A 20,390-nucleotide genomic window follows, 5' to 3' on the forward strand; every position below is an offset into this window, starting at 1 on the left:
GCGCGGCGGTTTTGCGTTCGGAATTGCGTAAAAACAAAGAGATAGAGCATTCCCGTGCCTCGCAGAAAATGGAAATGCTCTAGGCGTCGATGCCGAGGTAATAAGCGCGCATGCGGGCGATCCGTTCGCGGTCGCCTTCATCAGCGGCCGGTCCCGGCAGCAGGCAGGTGTTTTCGGGTTTCAGTTCTTCACCATTGGCTGCGTCCACCAGCACAGGCCGGCGCTCCTCGCCGGAAGCGGCATTACCCAGCAGGAAGGCAAGATCTTCTTGCGGAGCGTGCCGTCGTCCCCAGGAAAACAGGGCCATCAGAACGGGGAAGAAATCACGTCCCTTGGCGGTCAGCACATATTCGTAGCGGGCAGGGCGCTCATTGTAGAGGCGCTTCTCGAACAGTCCTTCATCGATCAGATGCGCGAGTCGCCGCGTCAGGATGTTCGGCGCGACGCCGAGGCTCTTTTGAAATTCGTCGAACCGCGTCAGCCCGTGAAAGGCGTCGCGAAGGATCATCATGCTCCACCAGTCACCGACGCTGTCGAGCGCGCGGGCGGCCGGGCATTTGAAATTGGCGAAGCTTGTTCGTTGCATGATGCAAGTCACTATAGAAGTCACTTGCATGATGCAAGCGACTTGCGATGCGCAAGTAACTTGTCAGGCGTTGTCTCGCCCGAAGATCCGCGCCAGAAAAATGCCGGTTACAAGAACGCCCGCTGCGACAAAAGTCGTATCGCCCGCGTGCCGATATAAAGCGGCCCGATATTGGCAAAGAGCAGGAGGGCGACGAGAAAATTGAACCAGCCCCAGATGACATTGGTGACTGGCGAGCTGAGCTTCGCCCCTTGCAGGCGGACGAAAGGTGTGCGGAAAGGCCGGCCGCTGGCGTCATTGACGAAATGAGGCACGCCATTGGTCAGGAATGCAGCGGCGATAAAGTGAATGATATAGGCGGTCCAGGGCAATGGTCTCTCCGCTCGGCTGATGGCTCTGCGGACAATGTTGTGCAGGGCCGGCAAAGGACAAGAAAAAGGGGCTCCGGAAAGGAGCCCCCCATGGGACCGCCGCATGAAGACACGAGGTTCCGATCTCAGAGGAACAGGAAATCGTCGTGATGAAGCGTCGCCAGATTGGAAAGCGTCGCGATCTGCACGGCCGCACCGCGCCCGCTACCGTCCGCATCGTAGAAAAGCTTTCCGGTCGTCTGGTCGTAGATCAGGCGGTCGTTCGAATCCAAAGCCTTTGTGCCCAGCACGAAATTTGCGGCGGAAAAATTCGCTGGATCGATGGCTGTGAAAACCTCGTGGTCGAGCACGATCTTGTCACCGGCACCTTCCGAAAAGTCCTCGATCCTGTCGATGTTGTTGTAAGCGCTGGGTTTGAAGTCGAAGATGAAATGGTCGGCTCCAGCTCCGCCGTTCAGGATATCGTTGCCGTTGCCGCCGATGAGCTGGTCGTTTCCTGCGCCGCCCGACAGCATGTTGCCTGCGCTGTTTCCGGTCAGCACGTTGTTTTCGCCGTTACCCGTGGCGTTGATCGCTGACGAGCCTGTAAGCGTCAGATTCTCGACTGTTCCGAGAACATTCTCCAGAGAGAAGGATATGGACGCATTGACGGTGTCGTTGCCACCGCCGCCTGTTTCGTCGACGATGTCGCCTGCCGAATCCACTTTGTACGTGTCGTTGCCGAGGCCGCCTATCATTCGGTCTTCGCCTCTGCCGCCATCGAAGTTGTTGTTGCCGGAATTGCCCGTGAGAACGTTGTTCATGACGTTGCCGGTCGCATTGATGTTACCGGCACCCAACAGGGTCAGGTTCTCGACAGTTCCCGTCACATGGTCCTTGTCCATCAGACTGAGCGAGACATAGGACTTGACGGTATCCCTGCCGGAGCCGCCAGCTTCGATCACGACATCATTGGTGTTATCGACGATATAAGTGTCGTCGCCACCTCCGCCCTTCATGCTGTCTGCACCCGCACCGCCATCCAGCACGTTGGCTCCGTAATTGCCCACGAGAACGTTGGCGAGTTCATTGCCAGTCGCGTTGATGTTGGCGTTGCCGGTCAGTGTCAGGTTCTCGATGGCGCCGATCGCATGGGCGGTATCCGCCAGGCTGAAGCTGATCGACGATAGGACGGTATCGGTTCCACCGCCGCGGCTTTCATCGACGATGTCGGTCGGGGAGGTGACCGTAAAGGTGTCGTCTCCGGTGCCGCCATAGATATGGCCAGGCGCCGGCGCTGCGCCGGCACTTGCTGCTATGTTGATAATGATGGGATGGTCGACGACATCCACATTGAGGGAGGATATGTCGCTGAAGCTCTTGACCGGTGTATCGCCTGTCAGCGGATCGTAGACCTGCACCGTCCCGAAAGCTCCGCCCAGATTGACGGTGACGCTGGTCGCCGCTGCCTGGATTGCCTTGTCGGTCGTCTGGTTCCAGATATCAGGCTCATTCCAGATGATGATCTGGTAGCTTCCGTCGGATTTCTCCGTCAGATAGCTGCGCGCGGTGGAGGGGAGCCCGTTGATGGTGTAATTGAGCGCTCCCGGATTGAAAGTCGCCTGCGCCGCGCCGTCATCCTCGAGAATTTCCGTCAGGTTATGGATCGCCATTGCTGCCGGCTTGGGAGTATAATCCAGGCGAAAGAGCCCGAAATGCTTTTCCTGATCGGCGCCTCCCGGATCGGAATAGGCATCGAGAAGCTGGTAGATGAAGGTCCCCTCCGATCCGAGAAAGGCGCCGTCCATCAGCGTGTTGAGAAGCAGTTTTGCCTGCGTCGTCTCGTCGACGCCTTCCCATCCGCCGTTGGTATCGGCAGTCAGCGACGTGTGATAGCCGATCTCGGTGATGGTGAGCGGCTTGCCGGGATCGGCCTGCATCTGGTCGCCGGATTCGCGCGAGAGCCAGGAGAAGGGCTGGTCGCCCTCTTTCGCATAGGTGTGGATCGTCGTGTAATCGTTGGAAGAGGCAACCGTGTAACCGGTAAAGCCGAGAACCGGAATGTCCTTCAACAGTGGATCGGCATTCACCGCGTTGAACAGATCCTTTTGGTAGGCAAGCGCAGCCGCCTCTCCCGACAGCCCCTTATAGGCGACCGGCCAGTTGTTGACCTCGTTCGGGCCTTCGATACCGACGATCGAACCGGGATGCGCTTCCACGAAGGCATGCAGTCGCTGGACCACAGTAGCGGGGGTATCATCCCGCCCGGAGACGAAAACGAATTTGACACCGGCATCTGCCGCGTCCCCAAGGTGGCCCTGACCGTAAGGGTCGGAGGCAGGGGTGGGCGCGTGATCGCGAACTGTGTCGAGGCCAAGATAGCCCAGGGCTTTAACAACTTCCGCGATGTTGGAATATTTCCCATCGGTATAGTCGATATGTGTATCAATTCCGAATGAATCGATAACATCTGTAATTCTAGTAGCTTGGGCCATTTCATCCTCCTCGCCTGGAAGTAGTAAAACATTACTTCTATTTCATGGTGATTCGCTCAAAAGTAGGGCCTGATTCACAGTAGAATCCGCCAAAGTTATGATCGCGTTAACTATATTGTATTGCTCGCAATATGATTGCGAACTGATGCTTTGCGGGGGTCCGATATTATGCGGACCTGGGCATCTTGCTATTCAGCGTGTCAGGAGAGGATCTCGCTGCCGAAGCGAGAGGGCGTCGTCGCCGAGACGACGATCGCCACGCGCGCGATATCGACCGGCTAACGCTTGGCCAGAAAGTCGATATCCGTTTCTGCGCCTTCGATCAGAGATCGACGCCGGAAAGGAAGGGCGGTGTCGTATCGATGTCGCCCGATGAGGTGACCGAACAGTGTAGCGGCGTTGATTAATATCCCGTGCGCGTCAGGCCGGAACCAGCAAGCTTGGAAAAGCTCACCGATCGCACTTTATCCTGGCATGCCGGCGGAGGTCTTCAAAGGTCGCGGATCACTCCGCCATCTTCTACATGACGGAGTCGCTGTGGATCAGATCAGCCAAACGTTGCGCAAGCGGTAATCGGCTGGCGAAAGCGCAGGGGGCGGCCGATCGCGTTTCCATAAAGGAGTGCCGGGACAATTCAGCCCCGGCACGTCGTAACGATCGATCACGCCGCCTTGGCAATTGCACCATGCGGATCGAGAACGAACTTTGTCGCTGCACCCTGGTCAAAGCTTTCGTAGCCTTGGGCGGCGTCTTCAAGTGAAATCACCTTCGCATTGACGATGTCGGCAATCGGCAGGCGGTCATGCAGGATCGCCTGCATCAGCTGGCGGTTATATTTGAGTACCGGCGTCTGGCCGGTATGGAACGACTGCGCCTTCGCCCAGCCGAGACCGAAGCGCAGAGAGAGGCTTCCCTGCTTGGCCGCATTGTCCACGGCGCCCGGATCTTCCGTGACATAGAGGCCGGGAATGCCGATGGAGCCGGCGGCGCGGGTGATCTCCATCATCTGGTTCAGCACGATCGCCGGCTGTTCGCCGCCGGAATGTCCACGCGCTTCGAAGCCGACTGCATCAATGGCGCTGTCCACTTCATTGGTGCCGACCACCTGGGCAATCATGTCTCCCAGCCGGTCGCTCTTCGAGAGATCGATCGCCTCGAAGCCGACGCGGCTGGCATGGGCGAGGCGGTCCTTGTTGAAGTCGCCGATCATGACGACGGCCGCACCGAGGATACGGGCGGATGCCGCCGCTGCAAGGCCGACAGGGCCGGCACCTGCGACATAGACGGTCGAACCGACGCCGACGCCCGCTCTGACCGCGCCATGAAACCCGGTAGGCAGGATATCGGAGAGCATGGTGAGATCGCGGATCTTGGCCATCGCCTTGTCACGGTCGGGGAATTTCAAGAGGTTGAAATCGGCATAAGGGATCGTGACATAGCGAGCCTGGCCGCCGATCCAGCCGCCCATGTCGACATAGCCATAGGCGCCGCCCGCCCGCGACGGATTAACCGTCAGGCAAACGCCGGTATCCTGTGATTTGCAGCAGCGGCAGCGCCCGCAGGCCACGTTGAAAGGTACGGAGACGATGTCCCCGACCTCGAGCATTTCCACATCGATGCCTTTTTCGATGATCTCGCCAGTGATCTCATGTCCGAGCACGAGGCCCGGCATCGCTGTGGTGCGACCGCGGACCATATGCTGGTCCGAACCGCAGATATTGGTGGAGATGACTTTCAGGATGACGCCATGTTCGATACGGCGGCCATCCGGCGCCTCGAGTTTCGGATCGTCGATGTCGCGGACTTCCACTTTTCCGGGCCGCAAATAGACGACGCCACGGTTCTTGCTCATTTCCGTCTCCTCCGTTGAATCAAGGCAACGCGCCAGCAGCTCCTCCCGCAGCGGTTGCCTGTTACAGAGTAGACCAGAAAGATCCCAGCGCCGTTCCGAAAGCGACGCCTTGCGGGCGGAAACCAGCAAACGGGACCAAAGCGTCGCTGCTATAGGTGCGGTCCGGCCACCCGCCTTGATGGACTCGAAGGCAGGTGGCCTTCCCCCGGCAGGTGGGGTGTCTCCTACCGAGGCGCCGCGTTAGCATCGCCCTGACCGATGCGATATCAAAACAGCCGCTCCCTTTTGACGCGACTTCCGCTATAGTTGCAGAAACAGAGCCTGGGGGCGATCATGACGCAACGCGGCCGTGCTTTCGCAGACATCGTCTACACTATCCTCATTGTAGAGAAAGCCTATCCGGTGGATGTCGTCGCCACTGCTCTAGGGATGAATTACGCGGCCTTCCACTCGCGCCTGATCAGCAGAACCTGTTTTTCCGCTGACGAAATCCAGAATCTGCTGGAAGTCGTGCCCGATCCGCGCCTCGCATCCTATCTCCTCGAGGGAAGTATCTTTGTTGCAGCGGAGCGCTCGTCCGGTGTGGAACAGGCAGAGCCTGTCGCGTCGCTGCAGAGAGGTGCGACGCGAGTGGTCGTCGAGGCGACGGACGTGCTCGAACTGGTGGATGCCGCACTTGCCGGAGGCGGAATGGATCATCGCAAGCAACGCCTGGTGCTCAAGGAGATCGAGGAGGCGGAGAGGGCGCTCGCATCCCTTCGCCTCGGCCTGAAGGGAACTTACGTCGGGCAGTCCTTGCGCATCAGCAAGAGATAGCCTTCGCCCTCTTCCTCAAGCGCAAGCATCGCTTCGATGACCGAGAGGCGCGTCTCCTCCAGATAGGATTTCCAGGCGCCGCTGGCCGTGGCAAGCTGCCGGTCAACAGAAAGAAGACGAAGCTTCAAAAGGTTCTTCTCGCGCACAATACGCGCATATTCCTGAATGGGATGAGAATGATCGGATGCCATGCGAAGACCGGTGAATTCGTTTGGGCATCTAGCCAGCTGAGTGCAGCTTCGCCATCAAAACGATCTCGACGTTTTTACGGAGACAATCCCGCTCGGCATTGTCAGGCATTAAGCGGTGTGGATGAAACAAAATCGGAAGCGGATCCCGAAGCACGCGGCCACCGTCGGGATCCGGCTTTTGAGGTACTCTGTGCCTATCGTACCGCTGCCGGCAGCACTTCGAATTTCCAGAATTTATCCGGACGGAAATAGGTCGTGGCAAATTGACGGATATCCTCGGCGGTGACTTTGCCGTAGCCGCTGAGATTGTCGCGTATCCGTTCCAGACGGCGAGGGTCCGTTTGAGCGCGGTGCAGATATTGAATCCAATATTCGTTGCTCTGCTGCCGGTGCTTCAATGTCTCGATAATGGGTTCACGAGCGCGAACCAGTTCGTCCGGCGAGACGTCGTTTGACCTGAGATCGGTGGCGATCCTGTCCACAAGCGCATAGAAATCGTTGATCTTGGCCGGCGTCGTTTCGACATAGAGATAGGCGTAACCGTAACCGGGAATCTCCCAGGAGAGGTCCATATCGCCTTGCGGACTGTAAGTCGCGCCTTCGGCAATGCGGAACTGGTCGATCAGCCTGTTTTCGAAGATCTGGCCGGCGACGTTTGCGGTAAAGCCCCGCTGCATATCCGAGAGCATGTCGCCGATAGGGGCGGCGACAATCGCCGCGGCGTTGTCGGCCCTGCCGCTGTGGGTCTGCGTGACGGGTGTTGCGGTGGGCATCGGGAAATGCACGTTCTTTGCGTCGTCGCTCGACGTCTTGTCCGGGCGGGCCGGCAGAGCACCAAAGGTTTCGCCCGTCAGGCGGATGGCATCGTCCGCCGTTATATCGCCGACGATGGTGATATCGATCGGCCCCGTGGAAATATGGCCCCCGAACAGCGCCTCGAAATCTTCCGGCTTCGCGGCTGACAATTGGGCGCGATCGGGGAAGGTCCAGCGCGGGTCGCCGGAATGAACGAGGCCGGCGAAATCGCGGTTGATAATGGCACCCGGCGTCGCCTCATACTGATCGAGGTTGTTCAAATAGGCTTGCTGGACGCGCTTGAAGGCTTCGGGCCGATAAGCGGGATCTGAGGTGTAAGCCGTCATCATCTGCAGCTGCGTCGCAAGATCCTCCGTCCGCGTACGCCCGTCGAACTGGAAGGAGCTGTCGTCCACGGAGAAATCGATGCTGGCGATATTGGCCGCCAGCGCTTTCTGCATGTCCTGGTAATCCATGGCTTTCGTGCCTGATAATACCACGGCCGGCGATGTCCAGATCGCCAAGGGGCGGTCATCCGGCAGGTCCAGGCGGCCTCGACCGATATCCTCGCGCACCAGCACCTCGTTGGCTCGCAGCTTGGTTGGCTTGACGGTGAGCCGCACTCCGTTGGCAAAGCGCACCATTGTCAGGCCGAGATCCTCGACCGTGCGGCGTTCGACGATGGCGCCAGGCGCACCGAAATGGGTATAGGGCCAGACGACGGCTGCTGTACTCGATGGAGCCGTGACCGATACCGCCCGAGACGCGTCATAGACTTGTCTGACATCGTCGGCACCACCCTGCGGTGATTGCGCAGTCTGCAGCACGAGTTGCGGGCCGTTACCGGAGAAGACATGCTGCAGGACTTGATTGACCTCGGCAGCCGTAACACCCTTTGTCATGGTCTCGAACATCGACAGATCTTCCGCTGGCGAGGTGAAGACCTGATTGTCATCGACGCTGGAGGCCAGCATCGAAGCGACGTCGGTGCTCGTGCGGGTCGAGGCGCCTGCCGCAGTGGCCTGCAGGAGCGAGCGATATTCGAGGATCTCGCGATCGACCTCTGCCTGGTCGGCCCCGAATTGTTGGAAGCGGCGCTGTTCCTGGTCGAGGGCCGTGACCGCCGCCTGCCATTTATCGGGCTCGCAATTCGCCATGACGACAACGAGACGGGCGGAGTCGAAAAGATCCTGGGAGCCGACGGCGGCGCTGATGAAGGGCGCGTTGCCTTTGCTGGCGATAGCACCCAGACGGCGCTTCAGCACCAGAAGTCCGAGGTCCTCCATCAGTTCTGCCCGGCGTTTGGCGAACGTGTCAGGGGAAGTGTCATAGGGACGCGTCCAGGCGATCTGAACATTCGTTGTGCCGCCGGGGACCGTGATGACCTCGGCGCTTTCGCTTTTCGGCTTCAACGGCCCGAGATCGGGTTTTTGCGGGGCCGGGGCGGCCGCCTTCCAGTCGCTGAAGCGCTGCCTGATTTCGATTTCCATGGCAGCAGGGTCGACATCGCCCACTACGATCAGTGTGGCTCGATCAGGCCGGTAGTTGGTGCGGTAAAAATCACGCAGCAGATCGACAGGCGCATGGCTGATGATGTCGATCTTGCCGATCGGTGAGCGCCTCGTCACGCGCTGGCCAGCGAGTAGGGAGTTCGTGACGCCGATTGCGGCGCGATATTGCGGCGTGTCGCGCAGCCGCTCTTCCGACAGGATGACGCCGCGCTCGCGGTCGAAGGCGCCAGCATCCAGCGTCAGCTCGCTCGCCGTTTCGCGCATCAGCATCAGGCCGGTCGAAAGCGTGTCCGCATCGACCTCGGGAAGATCGAGCGCATAGACGGTCTCATCATAGGAGGTATTGGCGTTGGTGTCCGGCCCAAAGGCCAGGCCCTTGCGCTGCAGGATGCGAATCATCTCGTCACCGGCAACATGCGTCGAGCCCTTGAAGGCCATATGTTCGAGGAAATGCGCGAGCCCTTGCTGATTGTCGTTCTCATCAAGCGAGCCGGCGCCGATACGGAAGCGGATCGCGGCCTGTCCCGGCGGTGTGGCGTTGCGCATGATCGCAAACCGCATACCGTTTTCGAGCGTGCCGAAGCGGATGCCAGGTTCCGCCGGCAGATCGCTGAGTGTCTGTGGCCATGGTGCGGCCGGGCTTTCCGCGTGGGCCGGCGACTCTGGCGTGCAGGCTGCAGCAAGCGTGAACGCTGCCAGGAAACGAAGAAAAATAGGGAATCTCATATGTTTAATGCGCATTCTGTTCTGATGGTGAGCATGAAGAGAGTATGTGACGTTGCGCGAACTATCAGACAGGTTGCATCTCACATCAACGTCTATTTACGGGATGGATGCGTCGCTACAATCATCGCCATGCGCGTCGTCGGCGAGGGACAATGGCTGATAGCATAGAGACACGCCAAAACATTCGACAGGAAGCCATTGAAATCATTGGCATGTCGCGCTTGAAAATAGAATGTACCCGGCTACACATAATGTCAAAGCTGAATAGGGCTGCGACGTGGTCAGCCAGTTAGAGATGCGACACTGGCGCCGTCGGTCAGCCCCCGATCCGACCGGCTGGGCCGGGTGGAAAGGGCGGAGCGGGGGCGGGTGGGATGCACCCCTTCGGCTTTAGCTTTGAGACTCTGTCCGCACCCTTCATTCCGCAGCCTCCATCCTCGCCAGCGCCTTTTGCCGTTTCGCAATGACCTCCGGATCATTCACGAAATCGGTCCTCCGACCGGGCTTGTGGCCGCGTTTTTGATAACCGTTGCTCTGGCTGCCATCGCGAATGCCGAACATATGATCCGTCTGGCCGGTGCGCCGAGGCCCGCTCTTGCTGCGCCGCTGTTCCCGCCCGGCCTGCATCTCGGCCATGATCGACAGCATGTCGTCCAGCCGCTTGTTCTCGACCACTTCGGGTCGGTGCACCGATCGCAAGGTGTCAAAGGTTCTGTAGGGCAGGGCAAAGCTCTCGTGCATGATCTCGAGGCGGCCGTCCGGATAGTCGCAAACGATGACCTTCTTTCCTGCCAGCGCCTTTGCCTGCTCTGTCGGATCAAGAATGAACAACACCTTGTCGTAACGCAGCGTCAGGGACTGCGACAGAGTGCGGACTTCTTTCCGACACATGGCGCCATCGAGATTCTCATGGTCGGCCAGCGGACGATGCATGTCCTTCGGATTGCGCGGCGGCTTACCGAGACGGATATTGAAATCCGCAATGAATTCTGACGCATAGGCATTGGCAGCCTCGATCGTGTCGATGCCGCGAAGCCGCATCTCCTTCACCAGCCGGTCCTGCAGCGTCTGGTTGGCGCGTTCCACGCGACCTTTGGCCTGCGGAGTGTTGGCGCAGATAATGTCGATGTTCAGCTCATAAAGCGCCCGGCCGAACTGTGTCAGGCCGCTCGTCCGGTCTTTCTCAGACGCATGCGTACTGCGGAAAACGCCATGTTTGTCGCTGTAGAACGCCAGCGGCTTGCCCCATTGCTGCAGATAGGCCTTCGCCGCGTGCAGATAGTCGAATGTGTTCTCCGATCCGGCAAACCGCAGATGCAGCAGTTTGCCGGTGGCGTCATCGATATAGACGAGCAGGGCGCATTTGGGGCCGCGGTTCTCGAACCACCAGTGATGCGAACCATCGATCTGCACCAGTTCGCCAAAGCAGTCGCGCCGGCCGCGTGGCTGGAAAACCCGCTTCTTGCGCTCGCGGCGCGAGATCCAGATGCCGGCCTCGGTCATCCATTGCCGCAGCGTTTCCTTGCCCACCGAGATCCGGTGCAGCTCGATCAGCTTCTCGCGTGCCAGCGTCGGACCGAAATCCAGATAGCGTTCGCGGATCAGGTCCAGCGCCGCATTGCGAAACTCCTCGCTGTGGCGCCGGTTGCTTGGCCGCGATCGCTTCTTCGAAACCAGACCGGCCGGACCATACTGAACATAGGCCTGCAGCAGCCTGTGCACCTGACTTCGGCTAAGCCTGAGCAACTCGGCGGCCTGGACGACGCTCAGACGCCGGTCACGGATCTTCTGGATGACTTCGAGGCGATGCAATTCTTTCTGCGACATGGTGATCGTAAAGGACATGACGACTCCGACCGCTCCTGGTCTCGACCAGGCTGAAGATCGTCATCCTTGCTCCCAACGTTGACATTGACCAGAACGTCGACAGGCGAGACTGTCGCATCTCTAACAGGCCCAACTGTCGCATTACTAAATAGCCCCTACACACAATGTGGCGGGGAAGTTGGAATGTCCGTTTGTGCGCAAAGTTAAAATGTCACTTTGCGCTTCGGCACGGCACGGCGATCAGCTCCGATCTGAGCGGCTGATCCCGCTTGCAAGATCAGATCGGGGCGGGTGAGGCACACCGCTTCGGCTTTAGCTTTGAGACTATCCGATCGACCATTCACTCCGCAGCAGGTCGCGATAACGCCTTCGCGCGCCGCAGAATCACCGCCGGATCGTTCATGAAATCCGTCTTTGGCCCAGGCTTGCGGCCACGCGGCGTATAGCCATTCTTGGCGCTGTTGGTCTTCACCTTCGGCTGCGGCTGATCCTGGCGTTCCTTGATATAGGCCAGCACATCGCCAAGCCGCTTGTTCTCGGTAATCGCCGCATGTGTCACTCGCTGATCCTTGTCGAACACCGTGTAGGGCAGGCAATACCCCTTCCAGCGCACATCCAGGCGTCCGTCAGCATAGGCATAGGTCTCGACATAGCGTCCGACCAGACCACGCGTCACCTCGGTCTCCTCCAGCATGATCCGCTTGCGCTCGAACGAAAACGTCAACTGCGATCCGACATAGCGCTGCTCTCGTTTGCACAGGATCTCCTTCAACCGATCCGGCGCAAGATTCATTGGACGATGCAGATCGTCGGGCCGGGCAGGGGCAATCGCAAAGCGTGCGTTGTAGTCTTCCATGAAGCCAGGCAACAACGCATTGCCTGGCTTCATGTTGCAGATCCCGGCCAGCCGCAACTCCTTGACCAGCCGATCTTGCAGCGTCCGGTTCATCCGCTCGACACGGCCCTTGGCCTGACTGGAATTTGCGCAAAGAATCTCGATGCTTAGCTCGCAAAGCGCACGCCCGAACTGGGTCATGCCCTGGCCACCCTTGGCATCCTTCTTCGCCACCCGGAACACCGAATGCTTGTCCGAATAGAAGGCAACCGGTGCGCCATGACGCTCGAGATAGAGCTCCAATGCCTCGAAGTAAGTGAAGGCGCTTTCCGATCGCACAAAGCGCAACTGCATCAATCGACCAGTCGCATCATCGACAAAGACCAGCAGCGAGCACGGGTCACCGCGATCCTCGAACCAGCGATGCTCGGACCCATCGATCTGCACCAGCTCGCCATAGGCCTCGCGTCGCAGCCGCGGCTGATGAAACGTTCGACGCTGTTTGCGCGACAGCCAAAGCCCGGCCTCCGACATCCAGCCACGCAATGTCTCGCGCGACACCCGCAGACCATCACGCTCGGTCAGCTTCTCGGCCGCCAGCGTCGGACCGAAGTCCGCGTAGCGTTCACGAACCAGCGTCACTGCGTAATCGCGAACACCATCGCTGATCCGGTTGTTCGACGGCCGGCCGATCGCCTTGTGCCGGATCGAAGCCGCGCCGCCGGTTCGTATCCGCTGCAGCAGCCGACGCACCTGGCGCTCGCTCAGGTCAAGAATATGTGCCGCAGACACCGTGGTCATCCGGCCGGCGATCACTTTCGATAAAATCTCGATCCGCTGCAGATCGCGCTCGCTCATCGCAATCAATCCCATTCGCAATCTCCCAGACGTCGCTTGGACCCGGGGAGAGTGACATTCCAACTTTGCAGAAACAGGACATTCTAACTTTGCGGCTACACACAAAGATCGCATAAGATAGGTTATGGAACTAAAAACCATACCCACTACTGCGCCGCCTGCATCTCCTGCTGTGGCCATCGCTGCAGCGCTTCCCGTCCGGCATCCGTCAAGCCGTAGACGCCTCTGTCTAGTCTTTCGAACCAGCCATAGACATTGGACAGCAGTATCTTGCCGGCCTCCGGTACCCAAGACCTGATATCGCGCACGCGCAGCGGTCCTGATGCCAGCGCCGCAGCGCAGCCAAGCGCCTGCTGGCGATATGCCGTCATGAGCGGCGTGCGCGTGCTGCCGCCGAGCGCCGGGTCGCCGCGGCGTTTCTGGTGCTCGCGCATCAGCCGCGACCGGCGCTTCGGATTGGTCCGTGGCATCGGCGATACGGAGCCGACGATCACGCTGACGTCGCCGCTATCCGAAATGCCGAGCATGCCGATGCCGAGCCTGCGGCAGAGATCGCGGTAGCGTTTGTCGGCTTCCCGGCCTTTACCCTTGGCGGAAACCCGGGCCGCGATCCAGACCTCGTCAGAGACAGCCGCGCGATCGACTGCTTGTAGGATGAGTTCGAGATTGAAGCTGAGCTTCAGCTCGCAGACCACCACCACTGGCGGATCGTCGTCGCTCAGGCCAACCAGATCGCAGCCGCCGACTTCGCCCTTGACGACGTAACCTGCCTTTTCGAGAAAGCCTTTGACGGGCAGATAAAGCGACGTTTCCATGGGCCTGCGGATCGAAGAAAAGAATCGTTCCATAATCTACATCGATCCATCCATGCGGGACACCGCATCGATCACATCCGCCCGGATTACACGGCATGACCGTGGACGCAGTCGTCAACGCATCCCTTCACCGGTTGACGGAAAACCCTCAAGACGCTAGCACGCTCGAAGCATATCCGGGGGTAGTTCAATATGGATATTTTCACAGCGGCCGGTGTGACGGCCCTGCTGCAGGTCATTGCTATCGACCTTGTTCTCGCCGGCGACAACGCCGTCGTCATCGGCCTTGCTGCTGCCGGCCTGGAAGCCACGCAGCGCCGCAAGGCAATCATTGTCGGCATTCTGGCGGCAACGGTGCTCCGCATCCTGTTCGCCTCTGTCGCAGTCTATCTTCTGGCGATTGTCGGCCTTCTGCTGGCCGGCGGCTTGCTGCTGCTCTGGGTCTGCTGGAAGATGTGGCGCGAGCTGCGTGCCGGCCATGGCGAAGAACATGCGGCCGAGGCTGGCGCAGCTGCGCCGAGGAAGACCTTCTTTCAGGCTGCAACGCAGATCGTCATCGCCGACGTTTCTATGTCGCTGGACAATGTTCTTGCCGTTGCCGGTGCCGCTCGCGAACATCCGAGCGTGCTGGTGCTAGGCCTCGGTCTTTCCATTGCGCTGATGGGCATCGCCGCGAACTTTATCGCCCGCCTGCTCAACAAACATCGCTGGATCGCCTATGTCGGCCTGTTGATCATTCTCTATGTCGCGCTCGACATGATCCATCGCGGATACCTCGAGGTTGCTCCATTTATCGGCAGCTAAACCTCGACTTCGAAGCTCATCTGGTCGAACGCCGGCACCACATGATCCGGCGTTTGCGCCATGACTACATCATAGTCGAGCGGCGTGTGCATATGCGTCAGGATCGCCCGCTTCGGTCTTAGCCGCTCGATCCAGTCCAGTGACTGTTCCAGCGAGAGATGGCTGGGATGATAGGCATATTGCAGGGCGTCGATGATCAGCATGTCGAGGTTCTGCAGCCTTTCCACCGTCTGCGGTGGGAAGTCGCTGATATCGCTGCAATAGGCCACATCGCCGATGCGGAAACCGAGCGAATGGATGTCACCATGCTGCTGCAGATGCGGCATGAAGGCGATCGTTCCGCCTGGCCCGTGGATTTCAATGGGCTTTTCCAGATCCTCGATCACGATCGGCAGCACGATTGGCGGATAATTGCTGCCCGGCGGCGTCTCCAGGCAGTAGCCGAAGGCATCGCGCAGCCGGCTCATGGTGAACTGATCGGCGAAGATCGGCACGCGCCGGCGGGTATTGTGAAAATAACCACGCAGATCGTCGATGCCGTGGATATGGTCCGCGTGCGGATGGGTGTAGAGGACCGCGTCGACATGGTCGACCCCTGCCCTGATCATCTGCTCGCGAAAATCCGGGCCCGTATCGATGACGACGGTCGTTGTAGCGCCATCATCAGAAAACTGCTGCACCATAAAGGCGGCGCGTGTTCTTCTGTTCTTTGGATTGTCCGGATTGCAGGCGCCCCAGTCACCGGTGATGCGTGGCACGCCGGGTGACGACGAACAGCCGAGAATGGTGAACCGCTGCCGCCGTGCCACGCTGCTAGATCCTCGGCATCTTCGAAAAAAGCCGGAAAGCATTGTCGGTGGTGATCCGCGCGACCTCCTCGTAAGGGAGGCCGATCGTATCGGCTAGCACCTCGGCCGTATTCACCACGTAAGATGGCTCGTTGCGCTTGCCGCGCCAGCGCTTCGGCGCCAGATACGGCGCATCCGTTTCGACGAGCAACCGGTCGTGCGGAATGGTCTTGGCGATGTCGCGCAGCTCTTCCGACTTCGGGAAAGTGAGAATACCCGAAAAGGAGATATAGCCGCCGAGCTCGACGCCAGTCTTCGCCAGCTCCGGGCCGGCCGAGAAGCAATGCAGGATGAAAGGGAAGGCCCCCTTCCCTGTTTCCTCGGTCAGGATCGCCGCCATGTCGGCGTCGGCGCTGCGGCTATGGATGACGAGCGGAAGCTGCGTCTCACGCGCCGCGGCGATATGACGGCGAAAGCCCGTCTGCTGGTCTTCGGGCTTCTGCGTATCGTAGAAATAATCGAGACCGGCCTCGCCGATCGCGACGACCTTCTGATGGGCATTCGCGAGCCGTACCAAATCTTCCGTCTGGATATCCAGTTCGTCACCCGCATTGTTGGGATGCGTGCCGACCGAGCAGAAAACGGAGGGATATTTTTCAGTGATGGCGAGCAGCCCGTCGAGCTTGCGCACGCGGGTGCAGATCGTCACCATCTGCGCCACGCCCGACGCATGGGCGCGCGCCACTACTTCGTCGCGTTCCGCCTCGAAATCGGCAAAGTCTAGATGGCAATGCGTATCGATCAGCACGGCCTTAAGCCTCCGGAGCCACGTAGCGCGGGAAGACCGGCTTCGGCGCTTCGAGCGGCGTTCCCGGCACCAGACGGCCGGCTTCGCCAAGCGCTGCGAAGTCGCGCTTGTCGGCCGGCGCAGCCACCAGGTCGAGCAGCTTGCCGGACGATTCCGGCATGAAGGGCTGCAGCAGGATGGCGATCTGGCGTACCACTTCGGCAGTGACATAGAGCACCGTGCCCATGCGCGCCGGATCGGTCTTCTTCAGCGCCCAAGGCTCCTGGCCGGCGAAATAGCGGTCGGTCTCGGAGACCACGGCGATGATCGAGGCCAGCGCGCGGTGGATGAGCTGCTTGCCCATGTCGTCGCGCGTGGAAGCGTGCAATGCATCGGCCTGTGCCAGCATCGCCCTGTCCTCATCGGTCAGCGGTCCGCATTCCGGAATCTGGCCATCGCAATTCTTGACGATCATCGACAGCGAGCGGCTGGCGAGGTTTCCAATGCCGTTGGCGAGGTCGGAATTGATGCGCGTGCCGATCGCCTCTTCGCTGTAGCTGCCGTCCTGGCCGAAGGAGACTTCGCGCAGGAAGAAGTAACGCACCTGGTCGAGGCCGAAATGGTTCACCAGATTGACCGGATCGACGACGTTGCCGAGCGACTTCGACATCTTCTCGCCCTTGTTAAGCAGGAAGCCGTGAGCAAAGACGCGCTTCGGCAGCGGCAGCTTTGCCGACATCAGGAAGGCCGGCCAGTAGACGGCGTGAAAGCGGATGATGTCCTTGCCGATGATATGCACATCGGCAGGCCAGTATTTCGCCCGCGGCCCGCTGCGGTCTTCGATATAGCCGGTTGCGGTAATATAGTTCGTCAGCGCATCGACCCACACGTACATGACATGATCAGGGTCATTCGGGACCTTGATACCCCAGTCGAAGGTCGTGCGCGAGACGGACAGATCCTTGAGACCGGACTTGACGAAGGAGATCACCTCGTTGCGGCGCTCGGCCGGGCCGATGAAATCGGGGTTTTCCTCGTAATGCTTCAGCAGCCGGTCCTGGTATTCGGAGAGCTGGAAGAAGTAGCTTGCCTCTTCCACCCATTCGACCGGCGTGCCCTGGGGCCCATAGCGCACGCCATCGGCGCGCAGCTCGGTTTCGTTTTCCTGGTAATAGGCTTCGTCACGCACCGAGTACCAGCCGGCATAGGAATCCTTGTAGATGTCGCCATTTGCGGCCATCAGGTTCCAGATGTTCCGCGAAGTCTCGTGGTGACGTTCCTGCGTGGTGCGGATGAAGTCGTCGTTCGAAGCATTGAGCAGCTTCGCCATCGCCTGGAATTCGCCGGAATTGCGGTCGGCAAGCGCCTGTGGCGTGATGCCTTCGGCACGCGCCGTCTGCTGCATCTTCTGGCCGTGCTCGTCAGTCCCCGTCAGGAAGAAGACATCCTTGCCGTCGAGGCGCTGGTAGCGTGCCATGGCGTCGGTCGCGATCAGCTCATAGGCATGGCCGATATGTGGCTTGCCGTTGGGGTAGGAGATCGCTGTCGTGATGTAGAAGGGGGTCTTGTCTGTCATGGCGGCCAATTCCGGCTTACTCTATAAAAATCGTCAGCCGCTATTAGCGCATGTCTCGCACAAGCGAAACATCAAGTTTGGCAGCCACCGACGATTTCCGGGCCACGTATTGGTGACCTTGACTCGTGTTCTGGCGCAATCTACCCCTTCTGTCGCAAGAGGGCGGGACGGAAGCAAAGTGCCATTTTTCATCGATCGGAATAGTCATGGCCGCGCGTCCTCGGAGGCGCGTATTTGACGTTCGAGCCTCTTTATTCCCTTTCCGGTCTCATGGTGGGAGCGCTTGTCGGCATCACCGGCGTCGGTGGCGGTTCGCTGATGACGCCCCTGCTCGTGCTCTTTTTCGGCGTCCATCCGGCGACGGCCGTCGGAACTGATCTTCTCTACGCAGCAATCACCAAAACGGCCGGCACGGCTGTTCACGGCATGCATGGCCGCGTCAACTGGAAGATCGTCGGCAGTCTTGCGGCCGGCAGCGTCCCTGCCGCGCTTTCAATGCTCTGGCTGATGGCCGGCGTCGACCGAAAAAGTATTGGCGTCACGAATACCATCACCACCGCGCTCGGCTGGCTTCTGGTCATGACCGCGATCATGCTGGTTTTCCGCGGCCAGATCCTTGAATTTGCCCGCCGTGCCATCGGCGAGCGCATGCCGCCGAAACCGGCGACCATCGCAGTCTTCACCGTCGGTCTGGGCTTTGTGCTCGGCGTGCTCGTCACCTTGACGTCGGTGGGCGCCGGCGCCTTGGGCGTGACGATCCTGCTCATCCTCTACCCCCGCCTCGACGTGCGCGAGATCGTCGGCTCGGATATCGTCCATGCGGTGCCGCTCACCCTGATCGGCGGCATGGGATACTGGTTCATCGGCGAGATCGACTGGGCAATGCTGCTTGCCCTGCTGGTCGGCTCCATTCCCGGCATCATTGTCGGCAGCCTGCTTGCGCCGAAACTGCAGGAGCGCACCATCCGCATCGTACTGGCCGTCACGCTCGCCGTGGTTGCCTGGAAACTGCTGGCCGGCTGATCAGGCGCGCGGCTGCTTGATCTCGGAAAGCACTTCCATGATCGTCTGCTTGCGGTCGAGATTGTAAGCGTCGGAGACGGTCAGCTTCTCGGTGATTTCGGAATAGAGCCGCGCCAGACGTTCGGCGGCCGCAATCTGCCCCTCGCCCGCAGCAAGGCGCGCGCGGTTCATGACGTCATCGCCTACATGGCTGACGAAGAAATCGAAGATCGTATCGGCTTCCTTGCCCGAAAGCGCATCCGCAAGCCGATGCATGGCCTTGCGTGCTGCCGGCCCTTCGGAGGACAGAACCTCGTTATAGGCCTGAATGATCTCGCCGCCGCCGTAATTCAGCAGTTTCAGCGCCTCACCGACGCTGCCCTTTGCGGCAGAAAGCAAGGCCTGCCCCTCACTCTGGATCCCGAGATGGGCAAGTGCTGAAACCAGCGCACCATCGTCAAGGGGTGCAAGCTTCAGCGGCAGGCAGCGTGACCGGATCGTCGGCAGTAGCTTTCCCGGCGCATGCGACAGAACGAGGAACATCGCCCGCTTCGGCGGCTCCTCGAGGATCTTCAGGATGGCATTTGCCGCATTCCGGTTCATGTCGTCGGCAGGGTCGATGATGACAATGCGCCAGTTGCCGGTGCCCGAGGTCTGCGAGAAGAACTTGCCGGCCCGGCGTACCTCATCGACGGTAATTGCCGATTTCACCTTCCCGGTCTTCTCATCCACGGGTCTGGCAAGATGCAGGAGATTGTGCGACGCGCCTGAGGCGATCTGCCGGCTGACAGCAGAGTCTGGATCTGGATCGGCGATCCGCTCCGGCGCGCTTGCGGTATCGGGATGCGACAGAACGTGATTGGCGAAACGGAAGGCCAATGTCGCCTTGCCAATCCCCTCAGGCCCTTCGATCAGGATTGCATGATGCCCCTTGCCGGAGCGGTAGAACTGCGCCAGGAAATCCTCAGCATCTTCATGGCCGAAGAGCTTCGTGTTCTCGGCCGGCCAGATGGCGCCGTCGAGCAGTCCGGGCCTGTCCTCACTCATGATGCGCCGCTTCCGGCATCCGCGCTTCGGCTGATGGTTTCAGCAACTGCCTGACTATGGTGAGGATCTCCGCGGCAATCGCCTCTTCCGGCTGCGTGGCGTTGACGACATGGCAGCGTTCCGGCTCGCGCGCGGCGATATCGAGATAGGCTTCGCGGCGCTTCTCGTGCGTTTCGAGCGTTTCCTTCTCGAAACGATCAGGGCCGTCGGCGTTTCGCTTGATAACACGCTCCAGCCCCAGCTTGGCCGGAATATCGAGGATCAGCGTACAATCAGGCATCACGCCGTTGATGGCGATGCGCTGCAGCGTCTCGATGAATTCAGGCTCCAGGTTGCCGGTAACGCCCTGATAGACGCGCGAGGAATCCATGAAGCGGTCGCAGAGCACGATCTTGCCCTTGTAAAGCGCCGGCCGGATGACTTCTTCCACGTGATCGTTGCGGGCGGCGGCAAAGAGGATCGCTTCCATGCGGGTGCCAAAGGCTTCCGCAGCGCCCGAAAGCAGCACATGGCGCACCGCTTCGGCGCCCGGCGAGCCCCCAGGCTCCCGGGTCAACAGCACGTCATGGCCTTCGGCTTTAAGGGCCTCGGCAAGACGGCGGATCTGCGTGGACTTCCCAGCCCCCTCTCCGCCTTCAAACGTAACGAACAATCCTGTACCGGACGACAATGATACTTTCCCGCATTCTGAGCGCCACGCTCTGCCTCTATCTATCCGAAGATAGTGCG

At 59.9% G+C, this 20,390-nt stretch carries 17 protein-coding genes and 1 pseudogene; 4 read left to right on the plus strand and 14 right to left on the minus strand.

Annotated features, from left to right (window positions below; all coding sequences use genetic code 11):
* Positions 1 to 79: 79 nt before the first annotated feature.
* From AB8B33_RS08285 to AB8B33_RS08295, 3 genes and pseudogenes are all read right to left on the minus strand, one after another.
* Positions 80 to 586, minus strand: a complete 507-nt coding sequence (locus tag AB8B33_RS08285) for a winged helix-turn-helix transcriptional regulator (RefSeq protein ID WP_439014955.1) — start codon at positions 584 to 586, stop codon at positions 80 to 82.
* A 63-nt stretch (positions 587 to 649) separates the two neighbouring features.
* Positions 650 to 957: pseudogene (locus AB8B33_RS08290) on the minus strand (hypothetical protein).
* 125 nt (positions 958 to 1,082) lie between these two features.
* Positions 1,083 to 3,431, minus strand: coding sequence for a calcium-binding protein (locus AB8B33_RS08295; protein ID WP_439014957.1), 2,349 nt, complete (start codon positions 3,429 to 3,431; stop codon positions 1,083 to 1,085).
* A 185-nt stretch (positions 3,432 to 3,616) separates the two neighbouring features.
* Between AB8B33_RS08295 and AB8B33_RS08300 the strand changes: the two genes are divergently transcribed.
* Positions 3,617 to 3,838: a hypothetical protein gene (locus tag AB8B33_RS08300; RefSeq protein ID WP_439014958.1), complete on the plus strand. Its 222-nt coding sequence runs from the start codon at positions 3,617 to 3,619 to the stop codon at positions 3,836 to 3,838.
* Positions 3,839 to 4,092: 254 nt separating this feature from the next.
* Here AB8B33_RS08300 and fdhA read toward each other — a convergent pair whose 3' ends face one another.
* Entirely contained in the window at positions 4,093 to 5,283 is a 1,191-nt protein-coding gene (fdhA, locus tag AB8B33_RS08305) for a formaldehyde dehydrogenase, glutathione-independent (RefSeq protein WP_439014959.1), read from the minus strand.
* Between the two features lie 333 nt (positions 5,284 to 5,616).
* On the opposite strand from fdhA, the gene AB8B33_RS08310 reads away from it, so the two are divergent.
* The gene (locus AB8B33_RS08310) at positions 5,617 to 6,099 is read left to right on the plus strand and encodes a phage regulatory CII family protein (protein WP_439014960.1); all 483 of its coding nucleotides are present in this window, start codon (positions 5,617 to 5,619) and stop codon (positions 6,097 to 6,099) included.
* Here AB8B33_RS08310 and AB8B33_RS08315 read toward each other — a convergent pair.
* From AB8B33_RS08315 to AB8B33_RS08335, 5 genes are all read right to left on the minus strand, one after another.
* A complete protein-coding gene (locus tag AB8B33_RS08315) occupies positions 6,063 to 6,290 on the minus strand; it encodes a hypothetical protein (RefSeq protein ID WP_113319935.1) in 228 nt (75 codons plus the stop codon). The two genes, AB8B33_RS08310 and AB8B33_RS08315, sit on opposite strands and share 37 nt — an antisense overlap.
* Positions 6,291 to 6,484: 194 nt before the next feature.
* Entirely contained in the window at positions 6,485 to 9,322 is a 2,838-nt protein-coding gene (locus tag AB8B33_RS08320) for a M16 family metallopeptidase (RefSeq protein ID WP_439014961.1), read from the minus strand.
* 417 nt (positions 9,323 to 9,739) lie between these two features.
* Positions 9,740 to 11,167, minus strand: a complete 1,428-nt coding sequence (locus tag AB8B33_RS08325) for an ISNCY family transposase (protein ID WP_439014963.1) — start codon at positions 11,165 to 11,167, stop codon at positions 9,740 to 9,742.
* 322 nt (positions 11,168 to 11,489) lie between these two features.
* The gene (locus AB8B33_RS08330) at positions 11,490 to 12,857 is read right to left on the minus strand and encodes an ISNCY family transposase (protein WP_439017201.1); all 1,368 of its coding nucleotides are present in this window, start codon (positions 12,855 to 12,857) and stop codon (positions 11,490 to 11,492) included.
* 131 nt (positions 12,858 to 12,988) lie between these two features.
* Complete coding sequence (locus AB8B33_RS08335; protein ID WP_439017202.1) at positions 12,989 to 13,657, minus strand: DUF2161 domain-containing phosphodiesterase; 669 nt, start codon at positions 13,655 to 13,657, stop codon at positions 12,989 to 12,991.
* A gap of 192 nt (positions 13,658 to 13,849) precedes the next feature.
* On the opposite strand from AB8B33_RS08335, the gene AB8B33_RS08340 reads away from it, so the two are divergent.
* Complete coding sequence (locus AB8B33_RS08340) at positions 13,850 to 14,461, plus strand: TerC family protein (RefSeq protein ID WP_439014965.1); 612 nt, start codon at positions 13,850 to 13,852, stop codon at positions 14,459 to 14,461.
* Here AB8B33_RS08340 and AB8B33_RS08345 read toward each other — a convergent pair.
* The 3 genes from AB8B33_RS08345 to metG are packed head-to-tail and all read right to left on the minus strand — an operon-like array spanning position 14,458 to position 17,612.
* Entirely contained in the window at positions 14,458 to 15,270 is an 813-nt protein-coding gene (locus AB8B33_RS08345) for an MBL fold metallo-hydrolase (protein ID WP_439014966.1), read from the minus strand. The two genes, AB8B33_RS08340 and AB8B33_RS08345, sit on opposite strands and share 4 nt — an antisense overlap.
* Before the next feature lie 4 nt (positions 15,271 to 15,274).
* A complete protein-coding gene (locus AB8B33_RS08350; RefSeq protein WP_439014967.1) occupies positions 15,275 to 16,057 on the minus strand; it encodes a TatD family hydrolase in 783 nt (260 codons plus the stop codon).
* Positions 16,058 to 16,061: 4 nt separating this feature from the next.
* Entirely contained in the window at positions 16,062 to 17,612 is a 1,551-nt protein-coding gene (metG, locus tag AB8B33_RS08355; protein ID WP_439014968.1) for a methionine--tRNA ligase, read from the minus strand.
* Positions 17,613 to 17,846: 234 nt separating this feature from the next.
* On the opposite strand from metG, the gene AB8B33_RS08360 reads away from it, so the two are divergent.
* Entirely contained in the window at positions 17,847 to 18,635 is a 789-nt protein-coding gene (locus AB8B33_RS08360; protein WP_439014970.1) for a sulfite exporter TauE/SafE family protein, read from the plus strand.
* Here AB8B33_RS08360 and AB8B33_RS08365 read toward each other — a convergent pair whose 3' ends face one another.
* Both AB8B33_RS08365 and tmk read right to left on the minus strand, forming a co-directional pair.
* Entirely contained in the window at positions 18,636 to 19,661 is a 1,026-nt protein-coding gene (locus AB8B33_RS08365) for a DNA polymerase III subunit delta' (RefSeq protein ID WP_439014972.1), read from the minus strand.
* Positions 19,654 to 20,331, minus strand: coding sequence for a dTMP kinase (tmk, locus tag AB8B33_RS08370; protein WP_439014974.1), 678 nt, complete (start codon positions 20,329 to 20,331; stop codon positions 19,654 to 19,656). Before tmk ends, AB8B33_RS08365 begins: the two co-directional genes overlap by 8 nt.
* Between the last annotated feature and the right edge of the window lie 59 nt (positions 20,332 to 20,390).

It is taken from the genome of Rhizobium sp. 768_B6_N1_8 (assembly GCF_051811225.1).
Classification (GTDB): Bacteria; Pseudomonadota; Alphaproteobacteria; order Rhizobiales; family Rhizobiaceae; genus Rhizobium.